The sequence below is a fragment of the Candidatus Rhodobacter oscarellae genome, assembly GCF_001078595.1.
GTDB lineage: Bacteria > Pseudomonadota > Alphaproteobacteria > Rhodobacterales > Rhodobacteraceae > Rhodobacter_B > Rhodobacter_B oscarellae.
In genome coordinates, this window is the sequence record NZ_LFTY01000002.1 from 2,585,147 (window position 1) to 2,611,005 (window position 25,859).

The 25,859-nt window shown below is 67.2% G+C and carries 28 protein-coding genes, 2 tRNA genes and 1 pseudogene; 12 read left to right on the forward strand and 19 right to left on the reverse strand.

The features are described 5' to 3' along the window. Window positions 1-5: 5 nt before the first annotated feature. The 4 genes from AIOL_RS17110 to AIOL_RS17125 are packed head-to-tail and all read right to left on the reverse strand — an operon-like array spanning window position 6 to window position 3,172. The gene (locus AIOL_RS17110; RefSeq protein WP_049644099.1) at window positions 6-1,010 is read right to left on the reverse strand and encodes a substrate-binding domain-containing protein; all 1,005 of its coding nucleotides are present in this window, start codon (window positions 1,008-1,010) and stop codon (window positions 6-8) included. Window positions 1,011-1,029: 19 nt separating this feature from the next. After that, a complete protein-coding gene (locus tag AIOL_RS17115; RefSeq protein ID WP_049644100.1) occupies window positions 1,030-1,917 on the reverse strand; it encodes an NAD(P)-dependent oxidoreductase in 888 nt (295 codons plus the stop codon). Further along, entirely contained in the window at window positions 1,914-2,411 is a 498-nt protein-coding gene (locus AIOL_RS17120; protein ID WP_049644101.1) for a gluconokinase, read from the reverse strand. Before AIOL_RS17120 ends, AIOL_RS17115 begins: the two co-directional genes overlap by 4 nt. Beyond that, a complete protein-coding gene (locus tag AIOL_RS17125; protein WP_049644102.1) occupies window positions 2,411-3,172 on the reverse strand; it encodes an SDR family oxidoreductase in 762 nt (253 codons plus the stop codon). Before AIOL_RS17125 ends, AIOL_RS17120 begins: the two co-directional genes overlap by 1 nt. A gap of 114 nt (window positions 3,173-3,286) precedes the next feature. Here AIOL_RS17125 and AIOL_RS26420 point away from each other — a divergent pair, with 114 nt between their 5' ends. Both AIOL_RS26420 and AIOL_RS17130 read left to right on the forward strand, forming a co-directional pair. After that, complete coding sequence (locus tag AIOL_RS26420) at window positions 3,287-3,442, forward strand: hypothetical protein (protein ID WP_394298927.1); 156 nt, start codon at window positions 3,287-3,289, stop codon at window positions 3,440-3,442. A 105-nt stretch (window positions 3,443-3,547) separates the two neighbouring features. Then, window positions 3,548-4,579, forward strand: coding sequence for an L-idonate 5-dehydrogenase (locus AIOL_RS17130; protein ID WP_049644103.1), 1,032 nt, complete (start codon window positions 3,548-3,550; stop codon window positions 4,577-4,579). Between the two features lie 186 nt (window positions 4,580-4,765). Here the strand turns inward: AIOL_RS17130 and AIOL_RS17135 are convergent, their stop codons facing one another. The 9 genes from AIOL_RS17135 to AIOL_RS25175 form a co-directional block, all read right to left on the reverse strand. Next, on the reverse strand, window positions 4,766-5,185 hold the full coding sequence (locus tag AIOL_RS17135; protein ID WP_049644104.1) for a GlcG/HbpS family heme-binding protein: 420 nt from the start codon (window positions 5,183-5,185) through the stop codon (window positions 4,766-4,768). 179 nt (window positions 5,186-5,364) lie between these two features. Beyond that, on the reverse strand, window positions 5,365-6,279 hold the full coding sequence (locus tag AIOL_RS17140; RefSeq protein ID WP_049644105.1) for an SMP-30/gluconolactonase/LRE family protein: 915 nt from the start codon (window positions 6,277-6,279) through the stop codon (window positions 5,365-5,367). Continuing rightward, window positions 6,248-6,991 (reverse strand): cytochrome b561 domain-containing protein, encoded by a 744-nt coding sequence (locus AIOL_RS17145; protein WP_049644106.1) that lies wholly within the window; start codon window positions 6,989-6,991, stop codon window positions 6,248-6,250. The genes AIOL_RS17140 and AIOL_RS17145 overlap by 32 nt, the downstream gene beginning before the upstream one ends. After that, on the reverse strand, window positions 6,991-7,926 hold the full coding sequence (locus AIOL_RS17150; protein WP_049644107.1) for a carbohydrate ABC transporter permease: 936 nt from the start codon (window positions 7,924-7,926) through the stop codon (window positions 6,991-6,993). The genes AIOL_RS17145 and AIOL_RS17150 overlap by 1 nt, the downstream gene beginning before the upstream one ends. Further along, window positions 7,923-8,828, reverse strand: a complete 906-nt coding sequence (locus tag AIOL_RS17155) for a carbohydrate ABC transporter permease (protein WP_049644108.1) — start codon at window positions 8,826-8,828, stop codon at window positions 7,923-7,925. The genes AIOL_RS17150 and AIOL_RS17155 overlap by 4 nt, the downstream gene beginning before the upstream one ends. A 112-nt stretch (window positions 8,829-8,940) precedes the next feature. Further along, window positions 8,941-10,266, reverse strand: coding sequence for an extracellular solute-binding protein (locus tag AIOL_RS17160; protein ID WP_049644109.1), 1,326 nt, complete (start codon window positions 10,264-10,266; stop codon window positions 8,941-8,943). Between the two features lie 34 nt (window positions 10,267-10,300). Then, entirely contained in the window at window positions 10,301-11,389 is a 1,089-nt protein-coding gene (locus AIOL_RS17165) for an ABC transporter ATP-binding protein (RefSeq protein ID WP_049644110.1), read from the reverse strand. Between the two features lie 106 nt (window positions 11,390-11,495). Further along, complete coding sequence (locus AIOL_RS17170; protein ID WP_235439061.1) at window positions 11,496-12,533, reverse strand: LacI family DNA-binding transcriptional regulator; 1,038 nt, start codon at window positions 12,531-12,533, stop codon at window positions 11,496-11,498. Between the two features lie 551 nt (window positions 12,534-13,084). After that, the gene (locus tag AIOL_RS25175; RefSeq protein WP_235439064.1) at window positions 13,085-13,711 is read right to left on the reverse strand and encodes a sulfatase-like hydrolase/transferase; all 627 of its coding nucleotides are present in this window, start codon (window positions 13,709-13,711) and stop codon (window positions 13,085-13,087) included. Between the two features lie 268 nt (window positions 13,712-13,979). On the opposite strand from AIOL_RS25175, the gene AIOL_RS25990 reads away from it, so the two are divergent. After that, window positions 13,980-14,222, forward strand: coding sequence for a hypothetical protein (locus AIOL_RS25990; protein WP_235439066.1), 243 nt, complete (start codon window positions 13,980-13,982; stop codon window positions 14,220-14,222). Here the strand turns inward: AIOL_RS25990 and AIOL_RS26345 are convergent. Continuing rightward, a pseudogene (locus tag AIOL_RS26345) lies at window positions 14,115-14,699 on the reverse strand (sulfatase-like hydrolase/transferase); the annotation flags it as partial. The gene AIOL_RS25990 and the pseudogene AIOL_RS26345 sit on opposite strands and share 108 nt — an antisense overlap. 240 nt (window positions 14,700-14,939) lie before the next feature. Between AIOL_RS26345 and AIOL_RS17185 the strand changes: the two are divergent. From AIOL_RS17185 to AIOL_RS17195, 3 genes are all read left to right on the forward strand, one after another. Next, window positions 14,940-15,013: transfer RNA gene (locus tag AIOL_RS17185), tRNA-Gly, on the forward strand. A 35-nt stretch (window positions 15,014-15,048) separates the two neighbouring features. After that, the gene (locus AIOL_RS25560) at window positions 15,049-16,053 is read left to right on the forward strand and encodes a hypothetical protein (protein WP_049644114.1); all 1,005 of its coding nucleotides are present in this window, start codon (window positions 15,049-15,051) and stop codon (window positions 16,051-16,053) included. A gap of 100 nt (window positions 16,054-16,153) precedes the next feature. Then, window positions 16,154-17,197 carry a TAXI family TRAP transporter solute-binding subunit gene (locus tag AIOL_RS17195; protein WP_049644115.1) on the forward strand — a complete coding sequence of 348 codons (1,044 nt, stop codon included), beginning with the start codon at window positions 16,154-16,156 and terminating at the stop codon, window positions 17,195-17,197. Between the two features lie 33 nt (window positions 17,198-17,230). Here AIOL_RS17195 and AIOL_RS17200 read toward each other — a convergent pair whose 3' ends face one another. Further along, window positions 17,231-18,484, reverse strand: coding sequence for a DUF2254 domain-containing protein (locus AIOL_RS17200; protein WP_160314510.1), 1,254 nt, complete (start codon window positions 18,482-18,484; stop codon window positions 17,231-17,233). Window positions 18,485-18,589: 105 nt separating this feature from the next. Here AIOL_RS17200 and AIOL_RS17205 point away from each other — a divergent pair. Then, window positions 18,590-18,665: transfer RNA gene (locus AIOL_RS17205), tRNA-Ala, on the forward strand. A gap of 360 nt (window positions 18,666-19,025) precedes the next feature. On the opposite strand, the gene AIOL_RS17210 is transcribed toward AIOL_RS17205, so the two are convergent. Further along, entirely contained in the window at window positions 19,026-20,420 is a 1,395-nt protein-coding gene (locus AIOL_RS17210) for an MATE family efflux transporter (RefSeq protein ID WP_049644116.1), read from the reverse strand. A 134-nt stretch (window positions 20,421-20,554) separates the two neighbouring features. Here AIOL_RS17210 and AIOL_RS17215 point away from each other — a divergent pair, with 134 nt between their 5' ends. Continuing rightward, complete coding sequence (locus AIOL_RS17215; protein WP_152912570.1) at window positions 20,555-20,905, forward strand: hypothetical protein; 351 nt, start codon at window positions 20,555-20,557, stop codon at window positions 20,903-20,905. Window positions 20,906-20,938: 33 nt separating this feature from the next. Continuing rightward, window positions 20,939-21,460, forward strand: coding sequence for a YcnI family copper-binding membrane protein (locus AIOL_RS17220; protein WP_049644118.1), 522 nt, complete (start codon window positions 20,939-20,941; stop codon window positions 21,458-21,460). Between the two features lie 130 nt (window positions 21,461-21,590). On the opposite strand, the gene AIOL_RS25565 is transcribed toward AIOL_RS17220, so the two are convergent. The 3 genes from AIOL_RS25565 to AIOL_RS17230 form a co-directional block, all read right to left on the reverse strand. Next, entirely contained in the window at window positions 21,591-21,752 is a 162-nt protein-coding gene (locus AIOL_RS25565) for a hypothetical protein (RefSeq protein WP_160314511.1), read from the reverse strand. An 88-nt stretch (window positions 21,753-21,840) separates the two neighbouring features. After that, window positions 21,841-23,163: a glutamate--tRNA ligase gene (gene gltX, locus AIOL_RS17225; protein WP_049644119.1), complete on the reverse strand. Its 1,323-nt coding sequence runs from the start codon at window positions 23,161-23,163 to the stop codon at window positions 21,841-21,843. Window positions 23,164-23,260: 97 nt separating this feature from the next. Beyond that, the gene (locus AIOL_RS17230) at window positions 23,261-23,689 is read right to left on the reverse strand and encodes a DUF1801 domain-containing protein (RefSeq protein WP_049644120.1); all 429 of its coding nucleotides are present in this window, start codon (window positions 23,687-23,689) and stop codon (window positions 23,261-23,263) included. Between the two features lie 40 nt (window positions 23,690-23,729). Here AIOL_RS17230 and AIOL_RS17235 point away from each other — a divergent pair, with 40 nt between their 5' ends. From AIOL_RS17235 to AIOL_RS17245, 3 genes are all read left to right on the forward strand, one after another. After that, window positions 23,730-24,137, forward strand: coding sequence for a metallopeptidase family protein (locus tag AIOL_RS17235; protein WP_049644121.1), 408 nt, complete (start codon window positions 23,730-23,732; stop codon window positions 24,135-24,137). Window positions 24,138-24,239: 102 nt separating this feature from the next. Beyond that, window positions 24,240-25,160 carry an MBL fold metallo-hydrolase gene (locus AIOL_RS17240; RefSeq protein ID WP_049645512.1) on the forward strand — a complete coding sequence of 307 codons (921 nt, stop codon included), beginning with the start codon at window positions 24,240-24,242 and terminating at the stop codon, window positions 25,158-25,160. Between the two features lie 73 nt (window positions 25,161-25,233). Continuing rightward, window positions 25,234-25,848, forward strand: a complete 615-nt coding sequence (locus tag AIOL_RS17245) for a Pr6Pr family membrane protein (protein ID WP_049644122.1) — start codon at window positions 25,234-25,236, stop codon at window positions 25,846-25,848. Window positions 25,849-25,859 lie beyond the last annotated feature (11 nt).

Below are 25,859 nucleotides of genomic sequence, written 5' to 3' on the forward strand. Positions count from 1 at the left end.
TCGCCTCACGACGTCTCACCCGCCACCAGCCTATACCCCGTATCAATCCGCCGCGCCTCGCGGGCCTCGCCGCGGAGCGCCTCCAGGATCAGCTGCCCGGCCTGCGCGCCGATCGCGTAGGCGTTCACGTTGACTGTGGTGAGGCGCGGGTGCGATACCGCGGCGATCTCGAAGCCGCCAAAGCCGGTGACGGCCAGCGCCTCGGGCACGGCGACGCCCAGTCGCTGGCAGGCGCTGAGCGCCCCGTAGGCCACCGGGTCTGAGACGCAGATCAGCGCGTCAAGCGCGTCAAGCGACGCGCCCATCCGCGCCACGGCCTCGGCGCTTTGCGTCATCGAGACCGGCGCGGGGCCGATCTTGATCTCGCGGATCTCCGGCAGGCCAAACTCCTGCGCGGCGCGAACGGCGCCCATCCGGCGCGCGTCCCCGCGCAGGTCGCTGCCCGCCTCGGCCCCCAGGAAGCCGATCCGCCGCCTGCCCTGCCCCGCCAGGTGCCGCACAAGCTCGCCCATTGCCGCGGCGTTCGAGAACCCCACGACATGCTCCAGCGGCGCCTCTGGCTGGTCCCAAATCTCCAGCGTCGGAATGCTCAGCGCCGAGACCAGCTGTTGCGTGGCCGCGGTGTGGCGGCCACCGGTCAGCACGATGGCCTCGGGCTGGCGCTTGACCAGCTCGCGCACCAAGCGCTCTTCCTCGGCGACCGAGTACCCGGTGATCCCCAAAAGCACCTGCAATCCGGTCTCGCTGAACGCGTCCAGCAGGCCGGAATGCGTCTCGGCAAAGTTGGCGTTGTTGATCGACGGCAGCGTGACCGCCACGAACCCGCTCTGCCCCGAGCGGAAGGCCCGCGCGGTCGAGGCGTAGACATAGCCCAGCCGGTCGGCGGTCTCGCGGATGCGGCGGCGCGTTTCGGGTTTGACGCTGGCATCGTCACGCAAGGCCCGCGAGACCGTCATCGGCGAGACCCCCGCCGCGTCGGCCACATCGCGCATGGTCACCGGCGCAGCCATCGTCAGCCCCGCGCGACGTTCACGCCGCCGCCCCGTTCTGGACGCCCGAGAAGAACTCCATCACCGCGGCCTGGTCCTCGCCGCCCAGACCCGCCGCCGTCAGCATTCGGTGGATCTCGCCACAAAGCGCAGTCATCGGCATAGACGTGCCCGTCGACCGCGCCAGGTCATTCACCGCGTTGAGGTCCTTGACCATATTGTCGATGCGCCCGGTGCGGCGGTAATCCTTGGTGGCGAAACGCGGCAGGTATTCCTGCAGCAGCGCGCTGTCAGCGCGCCCGCCCTTCAGGGCCTGCGGGATCTTCTCGGCATCCACACCCGCGTCCAGCGCAAGCTGCGTGGCCTCGGCCACCGCCAGAAAGCCCAATCCGCACAGCACCTGGTTGATAAGCTTGGTGGTCTGCCCCGCGCCGGAGGGGCCCATATGGGTGTAGTTCGACGCCACATGCCGTAGCGCCTGATGCGCCCTCTCGACATCCGCCGCCTCGCCGCCGGCCATGAGGGTCAGCTCGCCCACAAGCGCCTTCGGCGCGCCGCCGGATAGGGGGCTGTCCACCCAGGCCAACCCGCGCTCTTTGGCGCGGGACGCAAAGTCCCGCGTGGTCTCGGGGTCGATCGAGGACATGTCGATGATCACCGTACCAGGCCTTGCGCCCTCGACGATCCCGCCCTCGCCGAAGGCCGCTATGCCGACGATTTTGGCGGAGTTCAGGCTGGTGATCACGAAATCCGCCGATGCGGCCGCCGCGGCCGCCGACCCCGCCGCCGTGGCGCCCTTTGCCACCAGCTCGGCCACCTTCTCGGCGTCAAGATCGAACACCGCAAGGCTGTTGCCGGTCTCCAAGAGCCGCGTCCCAATGGCGCCGCCCATGGCACCCGCTCCGATCAAGGCAATCTTCTCACTCATCCCGCATTCCTTTCAATGAATCCCGCGGCTTCCGCGATCACCCCGGCCAGGTCCTGGTCGATATCGACCACGATCCCGGCCTCATCCTGCGCCAGCATCTCTAGGTCGCGGAACTGGCTGTCGAGCAGCGCGGGCGGCATGAAATGCCCCTCGCGCGCGTCCATGCGCGTGGCAATCACCGCTTGCGGCGCGTGCAGATGCACGAAACCAACGGCGCCCGCCTCGGCGCGGATCTGATCGCGGTACTTGCGCTTCAGCGCCGAGCAGCCAATCGCCATCGCGCCATCCGCGGCGGCCAGGGCCTGCCCAACGCGCGCCAGCCAGGGCGCGCGATCCTCATCACTCAGCGGAATACCGGAGGACATCTTCGCGATATTCTCCGCCGGGTGCAGGTCGTCGCCATCGACAAACCGCACAAGCCCGCGCGCCGCCAGCCCCTGCCCCACCGAGGTCTTGCCGCAGCCCGCCACGCCCATGATCACAAAGCGCTGCATCACAGCGAGGCCGTGATCCCGCCATCCACATAGAGCGTGTGGCCGTTCACAAAGCTCGACGCTTGCGACGACAGGAACACCGCCGCACCCACCAGCTCTTCGACCTGGCCCCAGCGCCCCGCCGGGGTGCGCTTTTCCAGCCAGGCGCTGAAATCGGCGTCGGCGACCAGCGCCGCGTTCAAAGGCGTGTCGAAATAGCCCGGCGCGATGGCGTTGCATTGCAGCCCGTGCTTGGCCCAGTCGGTAGCCATGCCCTTTGTCAGGTTCCCCACCGCGCCCTTCGTGGCCGTGTAGGGCGCGATCGAGGGCCGGGCGAGCGCCGTCTGCACGCTGGCGATGTTGATGATCTTGCCCGCGCCGCGCCCGATCATATGCCGCGCGCAGGCCTGGCCCACATGGAATACGCTGGCGATATTGGTCTGCAACAGCGCCTCGAACTGGGCGGCGGGGAACTCTTCGAGTTCCGAGCGGAACTGCATCCCGGCGTTGTTGATGAGGATGTCGATCGCGCCGGTCTCGGCCTCGAACGCGTCCACGGCGGCGCGCACGCCCGCGTGGTCCGTGGCATCAAAGGCCAGCGTCTCTGTCGCGCCCAGCGCGTCGGCGGCCTGCGCCAGCTTGTCCCTATTGCGCCCGTTCAGCACCACCGTGGCGCCCGCCTCCATCAGGCCTTTGGCCAGCGCAAAGCCGATGCCCTGGGACGAGCCGGTGATCAGCGCGCGCCGCCCCGCGAGTGAGAAGAGGTCCTGTCCGGTCGCCATGCTGCGTTCCTTTTCGCTGGTGTCGCCCCTTGACGGCGGCAAAATGTTACGGATACCATGTTACCGGTACCAATGAATGTCAAGCCCAGTGAGTATCAAGTAAGGAGTCGCGGCATGTCGAAACCCGTTGTCCTGCAGGTCGGCCCCTACCCGGATTGGGATCATGCGCCGCTGGACGACGCCTTTGACATGCGCCGCTACTTCGAGGCCGGTGACGCCCGGGCCTTTCTGGACCTCGACAACGTGCTTTTGCAGCCGCATCATGCCTAGGGCACCGTCGAGACTCGCAAGGCCATGGGCAAGCTGGTGCGCGACAACCTGGCTGCCCATTTCGCGGGTGCGCCTCTGCTGGCCCCTGTGCTGTAAGGAATTGAAATGAAAGCGATTGTGGCGCATGCCGCCAAGGACCTGCGCATCGAGGAGCGCGAGACGCCGACGCCAGGGCCCGGCGAGGTGCTGATCCGCATGGCCGCGGGGGGGATTTGCGGGTCGGACCTGCATTACTACAACCACGGCGGATTTGGCGATGTGCGCCTGCGCGAGCCGATGATCCTAGGCCATGAGGTGGCCGGGCATGTGGAGGCTTTTGGAAGCGAGGTCAATGGCTTAGAGGTTGGGCAGCTGGTGGCCGTGTCGCCCTCGCGGCCCTGCGGCGCCTGCAAGTTCTGCCAGGCGGGGCAGCAGAACCACTGCCTGAATATGCGGTTTTATGGCTCGGCGATGCCCTTCCCGCATATCCAGGGCGCCTTTCGTGAGTATCTGGTGGCGGATGCGGCGCAATGCGCCGATGCCACCGGGCTGAGCGCGGGAGAGGCCGCCATGGCCGAGCCGCTGGCCGTGGTGCTGCACGCCGCGAAACGGGCGGGCGATTTGATGGGCAAGCGGGTGCTGGTCACCGGCTGCGGGCCGATCGGGATGCTGGCGATCCTGGTGGCGCGGGCGGCGGGGGCGATGGAAATCGCCTGCACGGATATCGCGCCTTTCACCTTGCAGATGGCGCGCAAGATTGGCGCCGATGCGGCGCTGAATGTCGCAGAAAACCCTGACACCTTAAGGCCTTACGCCGCGGACAAGGGCCATTTTGATGTGCTCTTTGAATGCTCGGGCGTGGCGGCGGCGCTGCGCGCCGCGATACCTGCCATGCGCCCCGGCGGGGTGATAATGCAGCTTGGACTGGGGGGCGATATGACCCTGCCGGTGCAGGCCATGACCGCCAAAGAACTGGAACTGCGCGGGTCCTTCCGCTTCCATGCCGAGTTCTTCACCGCGGTTGAGATGATGCGCGCGGGACGGCTGGACGTGGCGCCGCTGATCACCCACAGCTTGCCTTTGGAGGAGGCTGTGACGGCTTTCGATTTGGCCTCGGACCGGTCTCAGACGATCAAGGCGCAGATCGCATTTGGGTAGCTCAGGCGCCAAAGGTTAAGCGGTTCCTAACGCGGGGTGCGCGCTGCGGGGGGCGAATCACGCGGCTAACCCTTATTTTCCTGACAAATCCCGGGTCGGACTTTTGTCGGCAAAACGTCGGACTTCTGTCGGGCACGGTGGCCTAAAACGCCATGGTTAACAATGCGCGCGGTAGGGTGCCCGTGTTCACGCGCCGCCATCGGCGCCGATTGCGGCCAAAGCGGCTTGGGCGACGGCGACATCCTGCTCTGGGGTGCCAGAGCCCACGCCAATGCCGCCGACAAGGACGCCGCCCATGCGGATGGGCAACCCGCCGCCGAGCCCCGTGACATCGCCCTCGGTCGCGGCGGCGATGAGGGGGCGCACCGGCTCTGGGATCGCCGAGGAGGGCGCCCCGATAGAGGCGGCCGTGCGCGCCTTGGCGCGCGCCGATTTACGGCTGAGATATTTCGCGCCGGTCATGCGGATTTCGCCCAAGCTCTCGCCGCTTGCATCAACGATCACCACGCATTGCGGCTGGCCGATCTGATCGGCTTTGGCCACCGCTGCGGCCAGCATCGCCAACACGGCCTGATGGGTTAAAACCTTGCTTTCTATGACAAACATAGCGCGCCTTTCGCTGTGATTAGATGAACAGAAAGTAAACGCGCCGCGCGAAGTTTACCCCCTCCCTACCGCCCTTTATCTTTAGGCGATTCGCTGAATTTTTAATGAACGCTTGCGATTTCATGTCCAGAGCGCGCGGCGCGCAAGGCGCGCCATGAGGGTCGATCATCGCAGGCCAATCACCGCGCACCGTTCACCGCCAAATAGGCCGAATAAAGCGACGTCGTCCCGCAGATGAACAACCGGTTCCCAACCGGCCCGCCGAAGCAGACATTGGCCACCAATTCCGGGATCAGTATCTTGCCGATCAGCGTCCCGTCCGGCGCGATGCAATGCACCCCATCCGCCGCCGAGGTCCAGATCCGCCCGTCCCGGTCCAGCCGGAACCCGTCAAAAAGCCCGCTGGTGCAATCGGCCAAGACCTCGCCGCCGCTGAGCTTGCCGCCCTCCACCCGGTGGCGGCGGATGTGCTTGGGCCCCTCCGGGTCGTGGCTGGCGCCCGTGTCCGCGATATAGAGAGACTGCTCGTCGGGCGAGAAGGCGAGCCCGTTGGGCTTTACATAATCATCCGCGGCGATGCTGATCTCGCCCTCGGGCGAGACGCGGTAGACATAGCAGCCCTCCTGCTCTTGGTCGGACATCGCGCCCTCGTAATCCGCCAAAATCCCATAGCTGGGGTCGGTGAACCAGATCGCCCCATCCGCCGAGACCACCACATCATTGGGCGAGTTCAGCCGCTTGCCGCCAAAGCTGTCGGCGATCACGGTGATGGAGCCGTCATGCTCGGTGCGGGTGACGCGGCGGGCCAGGTGCTCGCAGGTCACGAGCCGGCCCTGATTGTCCACGGTGTTGCCGTTGGAGTTCATCGACGGCTGCCGGAAGGTCGACACCGAGCCGTCCGTCTCGTCCCAGCGCAGCATGCGGTTGTTGGGGATGTCGGACCAGATCAGGTAGCGCCCGGCGGGGAACCAAGCCGGGCCCTCGGCCCAGCGCGCGCCGGTCCAGAGCCGCTCCACCCGCGCATGCCCGATCAGGCAGGCCTCGAAGCTGGGATCAATGACCTCAAACCCCGTTCCCTCGATCACTCCGAACATTGCCGTCCCCTTCTTTGCTTTCGTTTGGGCGCCGCATGCCCCAGCCGATCTTGCGGCGGTTGCCCGGCAGGGATGGGTCGTCGCCCCAGATCGCCTGGTAGGTGTCCACCGCCCAACCGCGCCGCTGCAGGATAGCAGAGAGCGCCAGGAGCAAAACCCACCAAAGCAGCAGCCCGATCCACATCCAGCGCGGGGCGTTGGCCGCCCACATCCCGTAGAGGATCGCCACCGCGGCCAGCACCAGCGTCAGGTAGCCCAGCGACTTATGCGCGTGCTCGAAGATCAGCCGCCAGCGCGTCATGTCAAAGTGGTCCCCGCGCGGGCTGCCATCCGGCGCGGGCGCGGTCGGCCCGCCCTTGGAGCCGCGCAAGACCCCCAGCAGGACCTGTGCGGCCAGGCAGACCAGCACCGCATAGCCCAGCCAGCCATGCGCGCCCGCCGCCCCCGAGCGCTGCGGCAAGACCAGCGCCAAGGCAAAGACCGTCAGCCCCAGCACCAGCGACTGCCCGATCCAATGGGCGCGCCACCAGGCCTGGCTGTCCAGCTCGCGCGGCCAGTCCTGCCCCGGCAGCACCTTAAAGAACCGCGCCGCGAGCACCGCCAGCGGCGCCAGCCCGCCCCAGGCCAGCACCATCGCCCGCCCGTGCCAGGAGATCGCGAAGCCGACCTCATGCGCGCGCGTGGGGTCGATGGGGGCCAGGAGCCACTCCATCAGCCCTTGACCGCACCCGCGGTCATGCCCGTGATGATCTGGCGGCTGGCCAGCAGGGTGAAGATGATCGGCGGGATCGCCAGCAGCATGCCCGTGGCCATGATCACGCCCCACTCGACGTTGAACTCTGACATGTTGTTCACGATCAGGATCGGCACCGTCTTGGTGTTGCGGTCGGAGAGCGCCGAGGCCAGAAGGTACTCGTTCCAGGCGATGCGGAAGGTAAAGATCGCCGCCGCGGCCAGGCCGGGCTTAATCAGGGGCAGCACCACCAAAAAGAACACCTGGAAGGGCCCCGCGCCGTCCACCCGCGCCGCCTCCTCGAGCGAGCGCGGGACCTGCACGATGAAGGATTGCAGGATCCAGATCACGAAGGGCAGGTTCATCGCCACATAGATCAGGATGATCCCGGAATGCGTGCCCGCCAGGCACACATCCCCGCGCCCGCCGAACGCGTCGCGGATCAGCCCGCCGAGCAGCCCGTCCTTGTCCAGGCAGAACTCGTTGTTCCAGAGCCCGAACACCGGCACCAGCAACACCGCCGGCGGCACCATGCGCACCATCAGCGTCGTCAGCGAGACCGTGTCGCGCCCCATGAACCGGAACCGCACCAGCGCGTAGGCCCCCATGCAGCCGATCACCAGCGTCAGCGCCGTCGAGATCAGCGCGATGATCAGCGAGTTGATGAAGGCCCCGCCGAATTTCAGCGAGCAGAAATCCAGGTGGTCCAGCTCGTACCACAGCACGTCGCACAGGGCCGTCTCGTAGTTCTGGATCGTCGGCAGGAACAGCAGCCCGCCGGTGCCCGAGATGATGTCCACATCCAGCTTGAAGCTGTTGATGAACATCAGCGCCACCGGCCCGACCGCCATAAACACCAGGCAGGCGATCACCGCGTAGAAGGCCGGGTTCTGCTTTTGGTGGGACTGGCTCATAGGTCTTCCTCCGCCGCGGCGCGGACCCTGCGGGCGCGGGCCTCCTGCCAGCGGGTGAAGGCGAACATCGCCAGCGTCAGCCCCAGAAGCAGGATCAGGAGGTAGTTGGACATCGCGGCGGCCACGCCAAGCTCGCGGAACTCGGTGGCGGTGCGCGAGATGCGCAGGGCGAGGATCTCGGTCGACAGGCCAGGCCCGCCCTCGGTCATCACCAGGATCACCTCGAGCACCTTGAAGGCGTCGATCAGGCGCAGCAGCCCGGTGACGATCAGCACCGGCATCATCAGGGGCAGCTTAATGTGCCAGACCTGCTGCCAGGCGGTGGCGCCGTCGATGCGCGCGGCCTCTAGTGCGGAGCGCGGCAGCGACTGCAGCGCCGCCAGCGCCAGGATGAAGATAAACGGCGTCCACTGCCAGATATCGGCGATGATCACCGAGGTCAGCGCGTGCTGGCCAAGCCAGTCGATCTTGCCCAGCCCCAACCCATCCAGCGTGCGGTTAAACGTGCCCACGGTGGGGTGGTACATATAGCGCCACATCAGGCCCACCACGACCGGCGCGATCATCATCGGCAGGATGAACAGCGTGCGCAGGACCGACATGCCGCGGATGTTGCGGTCCAGCAAAAGCGCCAGGCCGACGCCGATCACCATCTCGAAGGTCACCACGAAGAAGGCAAAGCGCAGGGTCACGCCCAGGCTCTCGCGGAAATTCGGGTCCCCCCAGAGGGTGATGTAGTTCTTCAGCCCGACGAACTCGGCCTCGCCGATGGTCTGGCTGGGGTTCCAGTCGCGGAACGAGCCCCAGACCATGTAGCCCAGCGGGTAGAGCAGCGCGATCGCCATGATCAGGGCCGCGGGGGCCATGAACATATAGGGTGTGAGGCGATTGGCGGTTTTCATCGGGCGCGTCCAGGGATGGGATGTGTAGGATGGGGTTCCACCCCATCATGCGATCAAAAGATGGGCGAGGCGCGCGCCGCTTAACGCGCGCGCCCCGCCGTCGGGAGAAGACCTACTGCCAGGTGTAATATCCGGCCTCGGTCATCACCGCCTTGGTGCGCTCGGCCACGCCGTCCAGGGCCTCCTGGATGTCCAGGTCCTCGGTCAGCACCTTGCTGAGCGTGGTGCCCAGATCGGCGTTGATCTTGCCCCAGACGGGGATGATCGGGCGCCAGTCAGGATCGGCGTGCTTGAGCGCCTCGCCGAAGGTGGCCATATGCGGGAACTTGGCGTTCACATCCGGGTCCGCATGGGTCGAGAACCGCGACGGGTTGCCACCGGCCAGGGCCACAAGCTTGTCGCCCCTCTTGGAGGTCAGCCACTGCATCAGCAGGAACGCGGCGTCCTTGTTCAGCGCGTTCGCCGGGATGCCGATGCCGAAGCCGCCGGTCTGCGAGCCGCGGCGCGCGCCCATCGGGTGCAGCGCCCAGCCGACCTTGCCCACGACCTGGCTACGCGACGGGTCGTCGATCTGGCCCGCCACCACGGTGGTGTCCAAAAACATCGCCGTGTCGCCGTTCAGGAACGCGCCCAGCGCCTCGCCGAAGCCAAAGTTCTTGGCGCCCTCGGGGCCGCAATCCACGATCTTCTTGAGGGCCTCCGCCGCGGCGACGCCTTCGGCGCTGTTCATCGTCGGGTTCCAGCTGTCGTCAAAGATGCGGCCGCCCAGCGGGGCCAGGTGCAGCAGATAGGCGTGCGACGCATGGTGGCCGGAGGCCGCGCGCGAGGCGACGCCGCCCATGCCGGGCTCTAGCTCGGGGATCTTGCAGGCCAGCTCCAGCATCTCGTCATAGGTCTCGGGCACCTCCAGCCCGTGCTTTTCAAAGATGTCCTTGCGGTAGCCCAGGATCGACGTCTCGGAGCCATAGGGGATCCCAAAGAGCGAGCCGGTCTTGCCCTCTAGGTAGCCCTTGGTGCCGCCCGCGAAGCCGATATTGTAGACATAGCCGTCGATCAGGTCGTCGGCGTCATAATTGGGATCGCTCAGCTTGGGGTTCATGACGTATTTCGCCAGGTTCTCCAGCTGGTCGGCATAGACATAATCCGCCTTGGAGAAGACCACATAGGCGATCAGGTCATACTCGCCCTCCTCCTGGGCAAGCTCCAGCGTCTGGCGCTCGCGCATCTTCAGATAGGGCAGCTGGTCGACCTCGACCTCGATGCCGGTCTCCTTGGTGAACTCCGGCAGGATCTTCATCACTGCGTTGTAATGCGGGTGCGCGGGGAAGTTCACGATCAGCGTGGTCCCCTCATACTCGGCGTAAGGGTTCGCCAGCGCGCGCCCGGCCATCAGCGCGAGGGTCGCGCCCGCCACGGTAGTCCCTAGAAATTTCAGCATGTCTTCCTCCCTATGCAGTTAAAGTCTTATTCCGTTAGATCACCGCCTCTGTCTGGCGATCGAATAGGTGAATGCCGGTGGGGTTCACCGCAAAGCGCAGCTCTGAGCCCAGCGCGACCGGTTTCTCTGAATTGATCTCGACCATGACCTTGGCGCCGCCGCATTCGCACAAGAGCACCGACTGCGCGCCGATATACTCGCTGACCACCGTGCGCAGGTTCAGCGCGCTGTCCCTGGCGGCGTCCGCGTCAAAGGTCAGATCCGACGGGCGAATGCCCAGCGTCACGTCGCGGCCGCTATGCGCGTTAATCGCGGCGGCCTTGTCGGCGGGCAGGCGCAGCCGAAAGCCCTTGCCCACCGCGTGCATCGCGCCGCCCTCGTCCACGACCTCGCAGTCCAAGAAGTTCATCGGCGGCGTGCCCAGGAACCCGGCGACGAACTTGTTCGCCGGGCGCTTGAACAGCTCCTCGGGCGTGCCCTGCTGCTGGATATAGCCGCCATGCATGACCACGATGCGGTCGGCCAGCGTCATCGCCTCGATCTGGTCATGGGTGACGTAGATCATGTTCTTTTGCACGCGCTGGGACATCAGCGCCAGCTCGGCGCGCATCTGGCCGCGCAGCTTGGCGTCGAGGTTCGAGAGCGGCTCGTCGAAGAGAAACAGCGCGCTGTCCTTGGCCAGCGCGCGGGCCATTGCGACGCGCTGGCGCTGTCCGCCGGACAGCTCCCCCGGCTTGCGATGCAGGAACTCCGTGAGCCCGACCATCTCGGCGACATCGCGCACCTTGGCGTCGATCTCGGCCTTGGGGCGGCGCTGTAGCCGCAGCGCGAACGAGATGTTCTTGGCCACGTTCATATGCGGGTAGAGCGCGTAGTCCTGGAACACCATCGCCAGGTCGCGGGCCTTGGGCTCCAGATGCTTCACCGGCTTGCCGTCGATATAGATCTCGCCGTCCGAGACGTCCTCGAGCCCCGCGATCATCCGCAGGGTCGTGGATTTGCCGCAGCCGGAGGGGCCCACAAGGACGGTGAACTCGTGATCGGCCATCTGAAGGTCGATCCCGTGGAGCACCTCCACATTGCCGTACCGTTTGACCAGTTTTTCGAGTTGGATTGCCGGCATGCTGTCGGTGCCTCCCCCCAAGGCCAAAGCTTGTGTTACCGGTCACAATTCCACATTGTGACCGGTAACACAAGGAGAAAGAATCCACCCATCCGGCAAGAAGCCGCTAGCGACGCCGCGTGCTGGCGCGCATCTCTGGGATGGCCTGGATGTCGATTTGCCGCTGGATATCGGTGGGGGCATGCCCCTCCAAGAGGTCTCCGATCAGGCGCGCCGTCGCCCGCCCGATCCCTTTTGGGTCCACAACGACGGTAGAAATAGCGGGCGAAGAGAACCGAGACACCTCGAAATTCCCGAACCCCGCAACCCCCATATCCCGGGGGACCGAAAGCCCCTGCCCCGTCAAGGCGGATAGGGCGCCAAAGGCCGGAGCATCAGAGACGCAAAAGATGCAATCGGTGTCCGGGTAGCGCTGCAAGAGCGCGGGCGTGGCGGTCGCGCCCTCTTCGATGGACAATGGCGGCTTGCCAACTTGAAAGACGCGATGCGCCGAAAGCCCCGCCGCGTCCATCGCCGCAACAAACCCCGTGCGCCGCGCCGCGCCCCGGGTCCAGTCGTCCTTTTCCTCGCCCATGAAGGCGATGCTGCGATAGCCCTGCTCGATCAGCGCGGTCGTCATGTCGCGCGCGGCCACCCGGTTAGAGAAGCCAATCGTGTGCCCAATTGGGTCCTCTGGCCGCTCCCAAAGCTCGATCACCGGCACGTTCGCTTCGCTCAGCAGCGTCACGGTCCGGTCCGAATGCCCATCGTAAGACAGCACGATCGCCTCGGGCCGCCGCCGCAGCATATCCTCGACCAGCTTCTCTTCGCGCGCCGCGGAATAGTCCGTGTGCCCCAGCAGGATCTGCCGCCCGATGCCCTCCAGCCCCTCGGTCAGCGACTGCACGGTCTCGGCAAAATGCAGGTTATTGAGCGACGGCACCAGCATCGCCACAAAGCCCGAGCGCTTCGTCGTCAGACTGCCCGCCATTTGGTCGGGCACATAGTTCATGTCGCGCACGACCTTGAGGATCTTCTCACACGTCTCGCGCGACACCGGGCTGTCTTTGCGCAGCGCCCGCGACACGGTCATTCTGGACACACCCGCGACGCGCGCCACGTCGCGCATGGTGATCGTCGATCCCGGTTTTGGGCTTTGAGCCACGTCGCCTCGTATGTTTGAGTAATCGAACGCATATAGCGAGACCGCTGCGTTAGGTTCAAGTGTAACCCCACCAAGCAGACCGCCGCGCATGGTCGGTTTGCCTAACCGCAATCGGGGCGGCATGATGGGTGTCATTGCTCTGGCCAGGCGTTCCCACGCGCCGCCGCTGGCCCTGGATGATGGCCCTCGACGGTGGTCCGTTTGCGGCCCATGGCGCGGCGGTGCTCGCGCCCAAAAAAGCGCGCAGCTGCCCTAAACGTGATGGCTTTGAGCGAAGTCCGAACGCTTTAACGATTTCTCAACCCGGTGCCGGGCATGCTGCCAGGGCGGCGGGAGGGTTGCGTTCCAAATCCGGTCAAACCCCCATCCTCCCACCCTTATTATCCGGCGAGTCGGCCTAATATTCCGCTAACGCCGTAACGCCAGGACCGGGTATTTTACAGCCGTCGGCGTCCTAGCCGCGGGTATGGGCCCCGCTTGAGCCGCGCGCATCTTCGCGGCGGCTCAAGAACGCGGGCGGGTTGGCGCCCCGGCGCCGGACCCTTGGCAAGCTATCCCTCTGGGCCAGGCGGCGGCGTCGCCCCGCGCGCGCCAAGTTGCAGCGCTTTCTCTCGCCCGCCGAAGCGCGCGATCAGCGCGTCCTGGTCGGCAAACGCCCTCGCATCGACTGCCCCTGGGTCCAGGTGCTTGCGCCGCCGCGCGCCCAACTGCGCCACCACGTCCGGTCGATTGGCGGCGCAGCCCTCCACCTCCTCGGGGTCCGCCGCAAGGTCGACAAGCTCCGGCGCGAATCCCATATACTCGATGTATTTCCAGCACCCGCTGCGCAGCATGAAGGCGCCCGAGACCGCGCCCGCGTTATCGCCGTGGTCCGAGCCATAGATCACGTCCGCCTCCAGGCCCGACGCCTTAAGCGCCGCCAGGATCTGGCCGATATTGTGATCCAGCCACGTGCAAAGCCCCCAATAGGCGGCGATGGCGTCGCGCCGCTCCTCGGCGTCCCGAAAGCGCGCCTCGCTGTCGGCCATGGCGTTCTGCTTGTCCACCCAGCGGTGGCGGCGATACCCGTCGCCCGGCAGAAGCTTGAGCTCGGGCAGGTCCATCCCGCGGTAGCGCGAGCAGAACGGCTCGGGGCAGACCAGCGGGAAAGCGGCGCCACAAGCCCCACATAGAGGCACCAGGGTCGTTCATCGCGCGCCGCGCCGCGCGCGGCCAGCCAGCCCTGCGCGCGCGCCACCACCGCGCGGTCGTAGTGCGTATAGGCGCTCTCGCCCGCCCCGATCTCATCCCCCAGCATGCGCGGGCGCAGGGGCACGCGATCTGCCCGTAGGTGTTGGCGATGATCTCGCGCAGCTGCTGGTCGCTTTGCGGCGGGATGCGGCTATAGGCCTTGCGGATGTCGGCGCATTCCTTGGAGCCCGCGGGTTCGGCGCTGAGCACCTCTTTGTGCCACCAGGGGCGGCCCTCGAAGCTGCGGGTGCGGTGCTGGGGCAGGTCGACCGCGTCGGGCGGGTGCAGGCGCGACCAGGGCTCGGGGCAGTCGAACGGGTGATGCGGGTCGGGAAAGCTGACCCAGGCGCAAAAGGGATCGCCGCCGCGCGCGCCGAGCCATGCGTGTCGGCGGCGTTCTGCCACATCGCCGCGACCTTGGCCGCGCCCTGCCCGTCGGCGTGGAACCAGCGCTCGTAATGCTGCCCGCCGGGGGGGCTGCTCGGGCGCCCACCAGTTATGCCCCACCAGCATCAGCTCGACATGGTCAAAGCCCATATAGGGCCCGCTCCAGTCGTCAGGGTAGCAGGCGCTGGACCGCAGGCATTCCGGCGCGCCGGTCGGCCGGAACGTGTGGTAGGTCGAGAAATGCGCCTTGCCAAAATAGCCGGTGTCATAGCCCGCCGCCGCCAAAGCCCCCGCGAAGCCCTTCTCGCCAATCGCAGGATCCAGGTCGATCCCGTTGTCATGCACAGCATGCGTACGGCAGAGCTGCCCGGTCAGGATTGAGGCCCGCGCCGGCTGGCAGACCACATTGGGCGTGATGCAGTTGGCGAAATGCGTGCCCTCCGCCGGCAGCTGATCCAGATGCGGCGTCTTCACCCTCCGGCCCGCGAACCCCATGCAGTCCGCCCGGTGCTGGTCGGCTGAGATCAGCAATATGTTCGGCCGGCTCATTGCGGCGGGTTCCGGCTCATTGGTTAAGGAAGTGTCGCGCGAATCAAGTTGACGCGTCAACTGAATACCCCTCCAATTGCGCCGCGGGGCCGGATGCGATTCCACGCGACCGCGCCCGGCTGGCCCGGCGCAGAGCCCATCCCGCCGCGTAACCGCCCGCAAACCCGCGCCCAGGCGCCAGCTTTCGCGTCACGTCGCCTTGACCCTCCAGGCCCCATGCCCTAACCACAGCCTCGGATTGCGGGCGTTGTGTAGTGGTAAGACCTTAGCCTTCCAAGCTAATGACGCGGGTTCGATTCCCGCCGCCCGCTCCAAACCGACCCGAGATAACGGGGCCGCTGATACGAAGATGCCTTTCCGCCGCAGCCAGCCCCAACCGCCCTACCCGCCTGAGCAAGACGAGACGCGCTGCCTCTTTGTGGGCTCCAAGGGGCTGATGAAGCTCTGCGAGACGCGCCAGCCGGGGCCGAATGACGTGGCAGAGCGCTGGAGCCCCTGGGCGCTGCGCGCTCACCGGCCCGGCGGGCGCATCTATGTCCACGCCCCCGCCCTGGCGCATTTCGCGCGCTGGAGCTTACCGCTGATCCGCAAGCCCTTCGTGCTGGTCTCGGGCGACGCGGTGCTGGATGTCAGCCCGGACGCGCTTGGCCCGCGCCGGATGCGCCGCATCCTGGAGCACCCACATCTGATCCGCTGGCACGCGCAGAATTGCGGGCACGACCATCCCAAGCTGGCACCGATGCCGCTGGGCCTCGACTACCACACCATTGGCCGCAACCGCCGCCCAGAATGGGGCCCGCAGGCCTCGCCGCTGGCGCAGGAGGCCGAGCTGCACCGGGTGCGCGAACGGGCGGCGGCGCTGGAGCGGCGCGATCCCCGGGCCTATTCCAACTGGCATTTCGTGCTGGGCAACGGCGACCGGGCGGAGGTGATCAAGCAGCTCCCGCCCGAGGCCACCGAGTACCAGCCCGCACGGCAACCGCGCCTGGCCACCTGGCAGCGCAACGCCGCGTTTGCCTTTACCATCAGCCCGCGCGGGCGCGGCATGGACTGCCACCGCACCTGGGAGGGGATCCTTCTGGGCGCGATCCCGGTGATCCCCGACCTGCCGATCAACCGCCTGTTCGCGGACCTGCCCGTGGTGATCGTCCAGGACTGGCGGCGGGTCACGCCCGGCTTTCTGGCCGAGCAGCGCGCGCGCATCTTGTCCCAGAGCTTTGACTTCGCCCCGGTGCTGCTGGAGACCTGGCGCCGCAGGCTCTTTGGCCTGCCCGACCTGCCGCCGCTGCGCATGGGATACGCCGAGTTCATGGCGCTCGGCCCCGAGGCTCTGCGCGCCCACGCCATGCGCTAAAACGCTTGACGCATGGGGCCTCTGCCTGCTCGGATGCGGGTGAGCGCCGTTGCACGCCCCGCATAAGGGGCGGCATCGGGGCGCCAATTGGGAGGAAATCATGTTCAAGTCATTCATCCTGGCCGGGGCCGTCGCGTCCCTTGGCCTGGCCACCGGCGCGTTCGCGCAGGCCAACCTGACCGCCGAGACCGCCGCCCCCGGCTCTACGCCCGGCGTCTCTGTGCTGGCCCTGGCCGAGGTCGCCAGCAAGGCCGGCGTGGCCGACATCCAGGTCGCCACCGGGCAGACGCTGACCAACTCGGTGCAGAACGTCGCCGAGGGCAAGACCGACATCGCCGCCGCGCCCTTCATACTGCCCTTCCTGCTGTCCCGCGGCGTCGGGCCCTACGCCAAGATCGGCAAGGAGACGGGCGCCGAGCTGGCCGCGCAGGTCGCGGTGCTCTACACCTACCGGATCTCGGTGCAGGGGCTTTACGCCTATGACAGCGCCGCCGTGGCCGGCTGGGAGGACCTAAAGGGGCGCACCATCTTCAACGGGCCGCCGCGCGGGGCCGCGCTGACCAACGCGCGCAACCTGGTGAAGCTGGTGGCCGGGCTGGCCGAGGGCGACGACTATACCGGCGTGCAGGTCAACTGGGGCCAGGCGGTGAAGACGATCCGCGACGGCTCGGCGGAGGCGTTCGTGCTGCCGATGAGCTTCCCCGACGGGCGCGTGACCGCCGCGGTGTCCTCGGGCGACATGACGATCTGGTCGCTGCCCAAGGCGCTTTATGAGAGCGAGACTTTCACCAAATACACCGGCATCCCCGGCACCGTGCCCGTCGCGCTGCCGATCTCGCAGATGGGCTATACCGGCGGCGTGACCGTGGCCTCCGAGGACGACCTCTATCGCGGCCCCGGCACCGTGGGCGGCGAGATCGTGAACGTTGCGATGGATTTCGAGCTAGCCAAGGCGCTGACCGCCGCCTTCCTTGAGGGCCTGGGCACCTACCACGGCAAGGCGCCCTTCATGCCGAACGCCTGGCATGGCGAGACGGATGTGGCCTTCACCGACCTCTGCGGCGCCAGCGGGTTAAAGTACCACCCCGGCGCCGTGGCGGCCTGGGAAGAGGCGGGCTATACGATCCCGGACTGCGCCAAGTAGCGCGGGGTCGCGCGCGGCGGGGCGTGCCCCGTCCTACACCCGCTCCGCCAGTTCGGTGACGCGCGCGCGGTGCTCCTCCAGCGCCAGCGCGGGCTGCGCCAGCCGCAGCGCGCGATCCGAGGCCGCGCGGGCGGCGCGCGCCATGGTCTCGTCCCCGCTGGACGCAAGCAGTGCCAGGGTCTTTTGCAGCCGGATCTGCACCTCGACGGTGCCCGCCCCGTCCCGCGCGATGGGATCAAAGGCATCGCGGACAAGCTCGTCCGCCGTCACCGAGGCCATCCAGATCCGCGGCAGCAGGGGCTCTTTCTCGCTGCTGGTCTCGTCGCGGTAATCCGACAGCACCCGCGCCAGCCGCGTTAGGATGTCGATCGCCGTGCCTGGGTCGTTCACGCCGGGCGACAGCGCGCGCTGCGCGATCTCGCTAAGCACGATCACGCCAAAGCGCGGGTCCTGCTCGAACACCCGCCGGTCGGCGATGGTGAAGGCGCGCCGCAGCCGCGCCTCGTCCAGCTCGGCAGTGTAGTAAACCAGCGTGTCGCCGGGAGAGACCAGCTCGCCCGGCTGCACCGCCACATAGACGTTGCCGTCGCCCGAGCGCGCCGCGCTGCTGAGCGTCTTGAGGTCGATATGCTGGATATAGCCCGTGTCCCAGGCGGTGAAGCTCGCCGCCCGCGCCGGCACCTCCAGGTGCCCCGCCGTCAAGGGCCGCGCCCCCAGGCAGGGCAGCGCCCGGCGCGCGTCCAGTGCTGCAAGCGCCGCCGCCTCGATCTTGCGCGAGGTCGCCGTGACCGAGCCCAGCTCGGCGATATGCGTGATCCAGCGCAGGATCGCCCAGATCACCAGCGCGATCACCACCAGCGTCAGCCCCAGGATCACCGTCACCGTGGCCCCGTCAAACAGCCCCGTGCCCAGGAAGATCACATCCACCAGCGAGAAGATGAACGCGCCCAAAAACATCGCCAGCACGTTCTGCGTCACCCGGTCCTCGATCAGCACCTGATGGCTGCGCGGGGTCACCTGCGCCGAGGCGCTGGTGCGCGCCGAGATGATCACCGACAGCGAGAAGATCGTCACCGCCAGCATCGAGGACGCCAGGATCTGCAAGAGCCGCGTCACCGCGTCCACGGTCACGATATCGGCCAGGCCCTCCGGGACCAGCGGCGCCATGTATGGCGCGATGCTGGCCGCCGCCACCGCGACGACCGAGATCACCGCCGTGCGCACGCCGATCTGGCGCGAGGCGCGCCAGAACCTGAAATACCGCCGGGATGCAATCGTGCGATCCATGCGCGGCACCATGGAGCCTCGCGCCCCGAGGGACAAGCCTCTGAGCCCTGAACGCGGGCGGGATATTGACAACCGGCGGCACTGGGGTCCATCTACGCGCCATGTGGGGCCGTAGCTCAGTTGGGAGAGCGCGTCGTTCGCAATGACGAGGTCGTCGGTTCGATCCCGATCGGCTCCACCAATTCCCTGGGTTTCATAGCGGCCTCTGCCGGCCCGCGCGCTTTGGTTGGCGCGCTGTGGCAAGCGGCGGCCGGCGCCCGAATTGGTCGCAGCTCTTGGCCTGGAGGGGCGTTGCCACCTTGACGCTCGCGCAACCCGGGCAGCGGCCGACCTGGAGGTCGCTTGCGCAACGGGTCAAGCAACGACGACATCTCTGGAAACCGAAACGGATCAAGTAGATGCGACGTCGCAAAAGCGGCCTCCTGGGGGAGGTCGGCCGCTGCCCGAGGCAAGCTCGGGCGGTTGCTCTGCTTGGGTTCCGTCGCGTCTGGTGTCGGCAAGCGTTGCTGGGGCCTTGCGCACCCAATTCGCCCAGAACCGCTTACTTGCGCAGATGCAAGAGGCTCATCAGCCTTGACTGGCGGTCGAAATGGCCCTTCTCGGGCACCTTCACGACCTCGGCGGTGCTCATCACCCGCAGCGCCAGCCCCCAGGTCAGCAGGCCAAAGATCACCCCGCCCAGCGCCTGCCCGATCAGCACCCCCGGCGCGCCCAGCCAGGCGCTGAACAGGATCACCGGCGGGATCGTGCCCAGCGTGTGCCGCCCCCAGTTTATCCAGGTCGAGTAATACGGGTGCCCCAGGTTGTTGAACGCGGCGTTGCCCACGAACATTGCGCCGCTGAAGAAGAAGGTCAGCGCCAGGGGCCCGCAGAACAGGTAGACCAGCGTCAGGGTCAGGCCCTGGGCCTCAAACAGCGCCGCGATGGGCCCGCGCAGCCCGAACAGCAGCGCCGAGATCACCAGGACCACGACGGCGGTGAATATGATGCCGTCGCGGAAGGCGCCGCGCACCCGCTCGTGCTGCCCGGCGCCGTAGTTCTGCCCGATCACCGGGCCGATGGCGCCCGACAGCGCAAAGATCACCCCGAAGGCCACCGGCGTGATGCGCCCCACGATGGCCATGCCCGCCACGGCCTGCTCGCCATAGGCGGCCATGGAGCGGGTGACATAGGCCTGCCCGATGGGCGTGGCCAGCTGGGTCAGGATGGCGGGGAAGGCGATCAGCAGAACCGGGCGCAGATCCAGGGCCAGGCCCTTCAGATCCGGCGGCTCCAGCCCGCCATGGTGGCGGTAGATCGGGATGATCGCGGTGACACCGATGGTGATGCGGGCGGCCACGCTGGCCCAGGCCGCGCCAGCCAGCTCCATGTCCAGCCCGAAGATCAGGATCGGGTCCAGCACCGCGTTCACCACCCCGCCCCAGACCGTGGCCATCATCGCGCGCCGCGCGTCGCCATGGGCGCGCAGGATGGCGCCGCCGATCATGCCCACCATCAGGAAGGGCAGCGATGGCACAATGATCTGCAGGTACTCCACCGCCAGCACAAGCGTCTCGCCCGAGGCGCCCATCAGCGCCGCCAGGGCCTCTAGGTTCAGCCAGACCGCGAAGGCGAAGAGCGCCCCGAAGACCACCGCGTAGATCAGCGCGTGCGAGGCCTGCTGCCGGGCCTTCTCGCCGTCGCCTGCGCCTAGGGCCCGCGCCACCAGGGCCCCCGCTGCGATGGCCATGCCGATGCCGAAGGAGGTGGTGAAGAACAGGATCGCGCCGGCATAGCCGATCGCCGCCGCCAGCTCGTCCTTGCCCAGCCAGGAGATAAAGATCATGTCGACGAAATCGACGATGAAGACCGCCATCAGGCCGACGGACGCGGTGAGGGACATCACCGCGATGTGCCGCATCAGGTTGCCTTCTAGGAATTTGGCCTGCTCGGACATGCGCCCACCCCGCCATCAATGGGCCGACCCTACGCCGAATCCGCGCAAACGCAATTGCGCAGTCGCCTCCGCGCGGCTGGGTGCGACCATTTGGGCGCTGCAGGTTGCTTTCCGCCGCGGCTAAGAACGCCGTGATGTCAATAGGCTACGCTCTAAAACTGCCACTCTTGCTGGTGCTCCTTTTGGGGCTGGCGACGGCGCAGCCTGGGCTGCACCACGGCGCGCCGGACCGTGATACGGCGCTTCTGGACACGCTCGCGCTTTTGGGCATGGCGGATGACATCTGCGGCGACGCGGGCGACGCGTCGCACCTGCCCTGCGAGGGCTGCGCGGCCGCCGCGGCGCCGGGCCCTACGGGTCCCTCTCACGAGATCGGCCAAACCGTCAGCCTGCTGCGCCGCACCCTGCCCGCGCTCGGGCCCGTGATCGCAAGAGCGCCCTCCGGCCGGCACGGCATCCGCGCGCCCCCGACCCGTCTCCTTTAGACCAAACCACAACATCATCTCTAGGAGACATCTATGAAAACCACCTTCACCGCGGCCGTCGCCGCGACCCTCGCCCTATCCGCCTCCCAGGCCGCGGCCCATGCCTCGCTGGAAGTCAAGGAGGCCGCGCTTAACGCCAACTACAAGGCCGTGATGCGCGTCAGCCACGGCTGCGCCGGCCAGGCCACCGAGAGCGTGACCATCACGATCCCAGAGGGCGTCATCAACGCCAAACCAAAGCCCAAACCGGGCTGGGAGCTGACCACGGTGGTGGAGCCCTACGCGCGCACTTACGAATACCACGGGCAGCGCAGCGAGGGCGTCACCTCGATCACCTGGACCGGACGGCTGGAGGACGCCCATTACGACGAGTTCATCTTCCGGGCGCGCATCACGGACGCGTTCGAACCGGGGCAGATGCTCTACTTTCCAACGGTGCAGACCTGCGCGGATGGGTCACTGGAATGGGTGGTGATCCCGGTCGCGGGAGAGGAGCGCCCGCGCCGCCCGGCGCCGGGGCTCAAGCTGCTCGAGGGCGGCCACGCGCATCACTAGAGGCATAAGAGGGGCGGCCCGGCGCCGCCCCCAAAGCCCATCGCCTGCGTCAAAAAACTGGGCGTCGCCGCGCGCCCAGCTTTAAAGAAAGAGCGTGCGGAAGCACTCATTTGGATCACGCCACCGGCGCCTAGAGGCGGGGCTTGACCTGCAGCACAGGTTTCACCTCGGCCATCTCGGGCCCGCGCTCGTGGCCGGTCACCGCCTCCGGTGGCAGCGCCGCGATATGCCGGACGGTCAGCGGCAGCAGGTAGACCTCGTCGACCTTGGTCGGCGCCGCCCCAAAGCCCATCGCCTGCACCAGAAAACTGGGCGTCGCCGCGCGCCCAGCTTAAAAAAAGAGCGTGCGGAAGCACTCATTTGGATCACGCCACCGGCGCCTAGAGGCGGGGCTTGACCTGCAGCAGCGGCATCACGTCGGCCATCTCGGGCCCGCGCTCGCGGCCTGTGACGGCCTTGCGCAGCGGCATGAACAGCCCGCGGCCCTTGCGCCCGGTGGCCTCTTTGACCGCGGCGGTCCAGCTGCCCCAAGTGCCGGCATCATAGGGCGCATCTGGCAGCATCGCGAGGGCCTGGGCGACAAAGTCGCGATCCTCGTTATCCACCAGCGGCGCGGCCCCGTCGCGGAACAGCGCCCACCACTCGGCCATCCCGGCGCGGGTGGCGATGTTCTCGCGCACCACGTTCCAGAAGGCCTCGGCCTTGTCGCCCGGCACGCCGAGCGCTGCGATCTCGCCGGCCACCGCCGCCAGCGGCAGCGCCGCGATATGCCGCGCGGTCAGCGGCAGCAGGTCGGCCTCGTCGAACTTGGTCGGCGCGGTGCCAAAGCGCGAGATGTCGAAGCCCTCGATCAGCTCGTCCATGGAGCCGCGCAGCTCCACCGGGTCGCTTGATCCCAGCCGCGCCATGTGGCTCAGCACCGCCATCGGCTCCAGCCCCTGGGCGCGCAGATCGCGCAGCGACAGGGTGCCCAGCCGCTTGGACAGCGCCTCGCCCTGCGGGCCGGTCAGCAGCGAGTGATGCGCGAAATGCGGCACCTGCCCGCCCAGCGCCTGGATGATCTGGATCTGCGTGGCGGTGTTGGTGATGTGGTCGGCGCCGCGCACCACATGGGTGACGCCCATCTCGGTGTCGTCCACCACCGAGGCGATGGTGTAAAGCACCTGCCCGTCCTGGCGGATCAGCACCGGGTCGCTGACCGAGGCCGCGTCAATCGAGGTCTCGCCCGCGATCAGGTCGGCCCATTCGATGCGCGCGTGGTCCAGCTGGAACCGCCAGACGCCCTGCCCGCGCTCGGCGCGCAGCGCCGCCCTCTCGTCCTCGGACAGCGCCAGGGCGGCGCGGTCATAGACCGGCGGCTTGCCCATGTTGAGCTGCTTCTTGCGCTTGAGGTCCAGCTCCACCGGCGTCTCGAAGGCCTCATAGAACCGCCCCGCCTCGCGCAGCTTGTCGGCGGCGGCGGCGTAGCGGTCTAGCCGGTCTGACTGCCGCTCGATCCGGTCCCAGGTCAGGCCCAGCCATTCCAGATCCTCCTGGATCGCGTCGGCATAGGCCTGGGTCGAGCGCTCTGGGTCGGTGTCGTCGAGCCGCAGGATGAAGGTGCCGCCGGCCTTGCGCGCGATGAGGTAGTTCATCAGCGCGGCGCGCAGGTTGCCGATATGCAGATAGCCGGTGGGTGAGGGTGCGAAACGCGTGGTTGTCATGGGCGGGAACTCCTTGCGCGCGCTCTTGTCACAGCCCTGCCGCGATGTCCACCGGCGCGCCGCGAGGACGCCCCGCGGGCGGACCGAGCGGCCCCTCTCAAGTGGCCTGGACACCCCAGCGGGTGCCCAGGTCCTTGAGCCCCGCCGCGATCAGCTCGCGCAGCACTGCTTCGTCGATATCCGCCAGCTTGTTCACGTAAAGGCAGGACTTGCCCATCTTATGCTTGCCCAGCCGGTCCAGGATGCCGCCGAAATTGGCGTAGCCCGGCATGACATAGATCGACAGGTTCGCTTTGCGCGGGCTGAATCCGGTGGCTAGGAAATCGCCCTCGCGCCCGCTTGCATAGGTGTAGTGATACTGCCCGTAGCCCACGATGGTCGGGCCCCACATCTGCGCCTGCCAGCCGGTGAGCTCGCTGAAGATCTGATGCAGCCGCAGCCCGTCGGCGCGCCGCGTGGGATGCTCGACGGCCTCTAGGAAATCGCTGACCGCGGCACCGGTGGGGCGGGTCTTGTTGTCGGCCATGGCTCTACCTCGCGCCTGCCAAACTCGTTATAGCCCCATTATGGACCATCCCGCCGCTTCCGTCACGCCCGCCGACCTTGCCGCCTTCGAGGCCATCGCCCTGGCCGCGCGCGACGCCCTGCCCGAGCCGTTCCGCGCGGCAGCCCTCCAGGTGGCGATCCGCGTCGAGGATTTCGCCCCCGAGGACATCCTGCGCGACATGCAGATGGAGGCCTTCGAGCTGACCGGGCTTTACGACGGCATCCCCCTCACCGAGAAATCAACCGCCGAGCAAATGCTGCGCCCCGACACGATCTGGCTCTTCCGGCGCCCGATCCTGGATGAATGGGCCGAGCGCGGCACCGAGCCCCTGGGGCATCTCATCGCCCATGTCTACGTGCATGAGCTGGCGCATCACTTCGGCTGGTCGGATGAGGATATCGCGGCGATTGACCGCTGGTGGGAGTAACGCGAGACGGTTCTCGCGCATCCCCGGGGTTTACAAAAGGTTGATTGGACAGGGGCTCAATTCGTCCTAAGATGCGAAATATCGATTTTTTGGAGGTTGATCATGTCCATATCCCGCAGAACTTTACTCGCCACCGGCGCTCTGGCCCCCGCAGCCGCCGTATTGACGCCCACGCTGGCCGCCGCCGACGGCCATGCCAGCGGGCCGCAGAACGCCATCCAGCACACGGTGCAGCTGGGCGAGATGCAGGTCGCCACGATGCTGGCCGGGACCCGCGTGGTGGAGGAGCCGCAGAACATCTTCGGCATGAACGCCTCGGCAGAGGATTTCGCCGCCGCAAGTGCCGCCAACTTCATCCCCGCCGATAAGACGCGGTTCTACTTCACGCCCACGGTGGTCAAAACGGGCGCGGAGGTCGTGCTGTTTGACACCGGGCTCAGCGCCGGCGGCACCCTGCCCGCCCTGGCCGCGGCGGGCTACGCCCCCGAGGACGTCACCATCGTGGTGATCACCCATATGCATGGCGACCATATCGGCGGGCTGATGAACGAGGGCGCGCCGACCTACCCCAACGCGCGCTACGTCACCGGCCAGGTCGAGTTCGACGCCTGGGCGGGCCGCGAAAACGAGCGCTTCGAGGCCAACATGCGCCCGCTGGCCGAGAAGACCAGCTTCATCGGCGATGGCGGCAGCGTCGCCTCGGGCATCACCGCCATGGCGGCCTTTGGGCACACGCCGGGGCACATGACTTATATGCTGGAAAGCGGCGGCCAGCAGCTGTTGCTGATCGCGGACTTGACCAACCACTACGTTTGGTCGCTGGCCTATCCCGATTGGGAGGTGCGCTTTGACCAGGACAAAGCCGCCGCCGCCGCCAGCCGCCGCAAGGTGCTGGGCATGCTCGCCGCCGATAAGGTGCCGATGGTGGGCTACCACATGCCCTTCCCCGGAATGGGCTATGTCGAGGCCAATGGCGACGGGTTCCGCTATGTGCCGGTGAGCTACCAGCTCTCGCTTGCATAAGGCTTGGATAAGCTAAGCTTTTGTCGCGCCCCGGGGAGTTGACCCCCTGGGGCCCGGCCAGCAATGTGGCGGCATGAACCTAACGCTCTCTCCCGCCGCCAAAACCGCGACGATCGCGATCACCCTCGCCGCACTCGGGACGTTGCTGCTGCAGACCGCGGTGGACGTGTCGAGCGGGCAGAAGCTGGGCGCATCGCTTTGGATACAGGCGCGGTTCTTCACCAACCTGATGATCCTGGCCGTGGCGCTGATATTCGCCCTGACCTGGCGGCGCGGCGCCTGGCCGGGCGCGAGCCTGCCCGCGGCGCTGACCGTCTGGATCGTGCTGGTCGGCGTGATCTATCACGCGCTTCTGGCCGCGGACCACGACCCCGAGGGCTGGGACGTGCTGGTCAACATCTTCCAGCACACGGCGATCCCGCTGGCGGTGCTCGGCACCTGGGCTTTGCTGGCGCCAAAGGCGGGGCTGGGCTGGCGCGACGCGGTGATCTGGCTGGGCTGCCCCATTGGATATGCCGCCTACGCGATCCTGCGCGGGCTGCTGGACGGCGCCTTCCCCTATTTCTTCCTCAACCCGGTGAAATCGGGCTGGCTGGGCGTGGGGCTCTATGTGATCGGGATCGGGGTGCTGTTCCTGGTCACGGGTCTGTTGCTGGTGGCCCTGGCGCGGGTATTGGCGCGACGGTGACGTGCGTGACG

Excerpts from the sequence above, each read along its gene's own strand:
- AIOL_RS17110 (WP_049644099.1), bottom strand. The coding sequence starts at position 1,010 with ATGGCTGCGCCGGTGACCATGCGCGATGTGGCCGACGCGGCGGGGGTC.
- AIOL_RS17115 (WP_049644100.1), bottom strand. The coding sequence starts at position 1,917 with ATGAGTGAGAAGATTGCCTTGATCGGAGCGGGTGCCATGGGCGGCGCC.
- AIOL_RS17120 (WP_049644101.1), bottom strand. The coding sequence starts at position 2,411 with ATGCAGCGCTTTGTGATCATGGGCGTGGCGGGCTGCGGCAAGACCTCG.
- AIOL_RS17125 (WP_049644102.1), bottom strand. The coding sequence starts at position 3,172 with ATGGCGACCGGACAGGACCTCTTCTCACTCGCGGGGCGGCGCGCGCTG.
- AIOL_RS26420 (WP_394298927.1), top strand. The coding sequence starts at position 3,287 with ATGTCGAAACCCGTTGTCCTGCAGGTCGGCCCCTACCCGGATTGGGAT.
- AIOL_RS17130 (WP_049644103.1), top strand. The coding sequence starts at position 3,548 with ATGAAAGCGATTGTGGCGCATGCCGCCAAGGACCTGCGCATCGAGGAG.
- AIOL_RS17135 (WP_049644104.1), bottom strand. The coding sequence starts at position 5,185 with ATGTTTGTCATAGAAAGCAAGGTTTTAACCCATCAGGCCGTGTTGGCG.
- AIOL_RS17140 (WP_049644105.1), bottom strand. The coding sequence starts at position 6,279 with ATGTTCGGAGTGATCGAGGGAACGGGGTTTGAGGTCATTGATCCCAGC.
- AIOL_RS17145 (WP_049644106.1), bottom strand. The coding sequence starts at position 6,991 with ATGGAGTGGCTCCTGGCCCCCATCGACCCCACGCGCGCGCATGAGGTC.
- AIOL_RS17150 (WP_049644107.1), bottom strand. The coding sequence starts at position 7,926 with ATGAGCCAGTCCCACCAAAAGCAGAACCCGGCCTTCTACGCGGTGATC.
- AIOL_RS17155 (WP_049644108.1), bottom strand. The coding sequence starts at position 8,828 with ATGAAAACCGCCAATCGCCTCACACCCTATATGTTCATGGCCCCCGCG.
- AIOL_RS17160 (WP_049644109.1), bottom strand. The coding sequence starts at position 10,266 with ATGCTGAAATTTCTAGGGACTACCGTGGCGGGCGCGACCCTCGCGCTG.
- AIOL_RS17165 (WP_049644110.1), bottom strand. The coding sequence starts at position 11,389 with ATGCCGGCAATCCAACTCGAAAAACTGGTCAAACGGTACGGCAATGTG.
- AIOL_RS25560 (WP_049644114.1), top strand. The coding sequence starts at position 15,049 with ATGCCTTTCCGCCGCAGCCAGCCCCAACCGCCCTACCCGCCTGAGCAA.
- AIOL_RS17195 (WP_049644115.1), top strand. The coding sequence starts at position 16,154 with ATGTTCAAGTCATTCATCCTGGCCGGGGCCGTCGCGTCCCTTGGCCTG.
- AIOL_RS17200 (WP_160314510.1), bottom strand. The coding sequence starts at position 18,484 with ATGGATCGCACGATTGCATCCCGGCGGTATTTCAGGTTCTGGCGCGCC.
- AIOL_RS17210 (WP_049644116.1), bottom strand. The coding sequence starts at position 20,420 with ATGTCCGAGCAGGCCAAATTCCTAGAAGGCAACCTGATGCGGCACATC.
- AIOL_RS17215 (WP_152912570.1), top strand. The coding sequence starts at position 20,555 with ATGTCAATAGGCTACGCTCTAAAACTGCCACTCTTGCTGGTGCTCCTT.
- AIOL_RS17220 (WP_049644118.1), top strand. The coding sequence starts at position 20,939 with ATGAAAACCACCTTCACCGCGGCCGTCGCCGCGACCCTCGCCCTATCC.
- AIOL_RS25565 (WP_160314511.1), bottom strand. The coding sequence starts at position 21,752 with ATGGGCTTTGGGGCGGCGCCGACCAAGGTCGACGAGGTCTACCTGCTG.
- gltX (WP_049644119.1), bottom strand. The coding sequence starts at position 23,163 with ATGACAACCACGCGTTTCGCACCCTCACCCACCGGCTATCTGCATATC.
- AIOL_RS17230 (WP_049644120.1), bottom strand. The coding sequence starts at position 23,689 with ATGGCCGACAACAAGACCCGCCCCACCGGTGCCGCGGTCAGCGATTTC.
- AIOL_RS17235 (WP_049644121.1), top strand. The coding sequence starts at position 23,730 with ATGGACCATCCCGCCGCTTCCGTCACGCCCGCCGACCTTGCCGCCTTC.
- AIOL_RS17240 (WP_049645512.1), top strand. The coding sequence starts at position 24,240 with ATGTCCATATCCCGCAGAACTTTACTCGCCACCGGCGCTCTGGCCCCC.
- AIOL_RS17245 (WP_049644122.1), top strand. The coding sequence starts at position 25,234 with ATGAACCTAACGCTCTCTCCCGCCGCCAAAACCGCGACGATCGCGATC.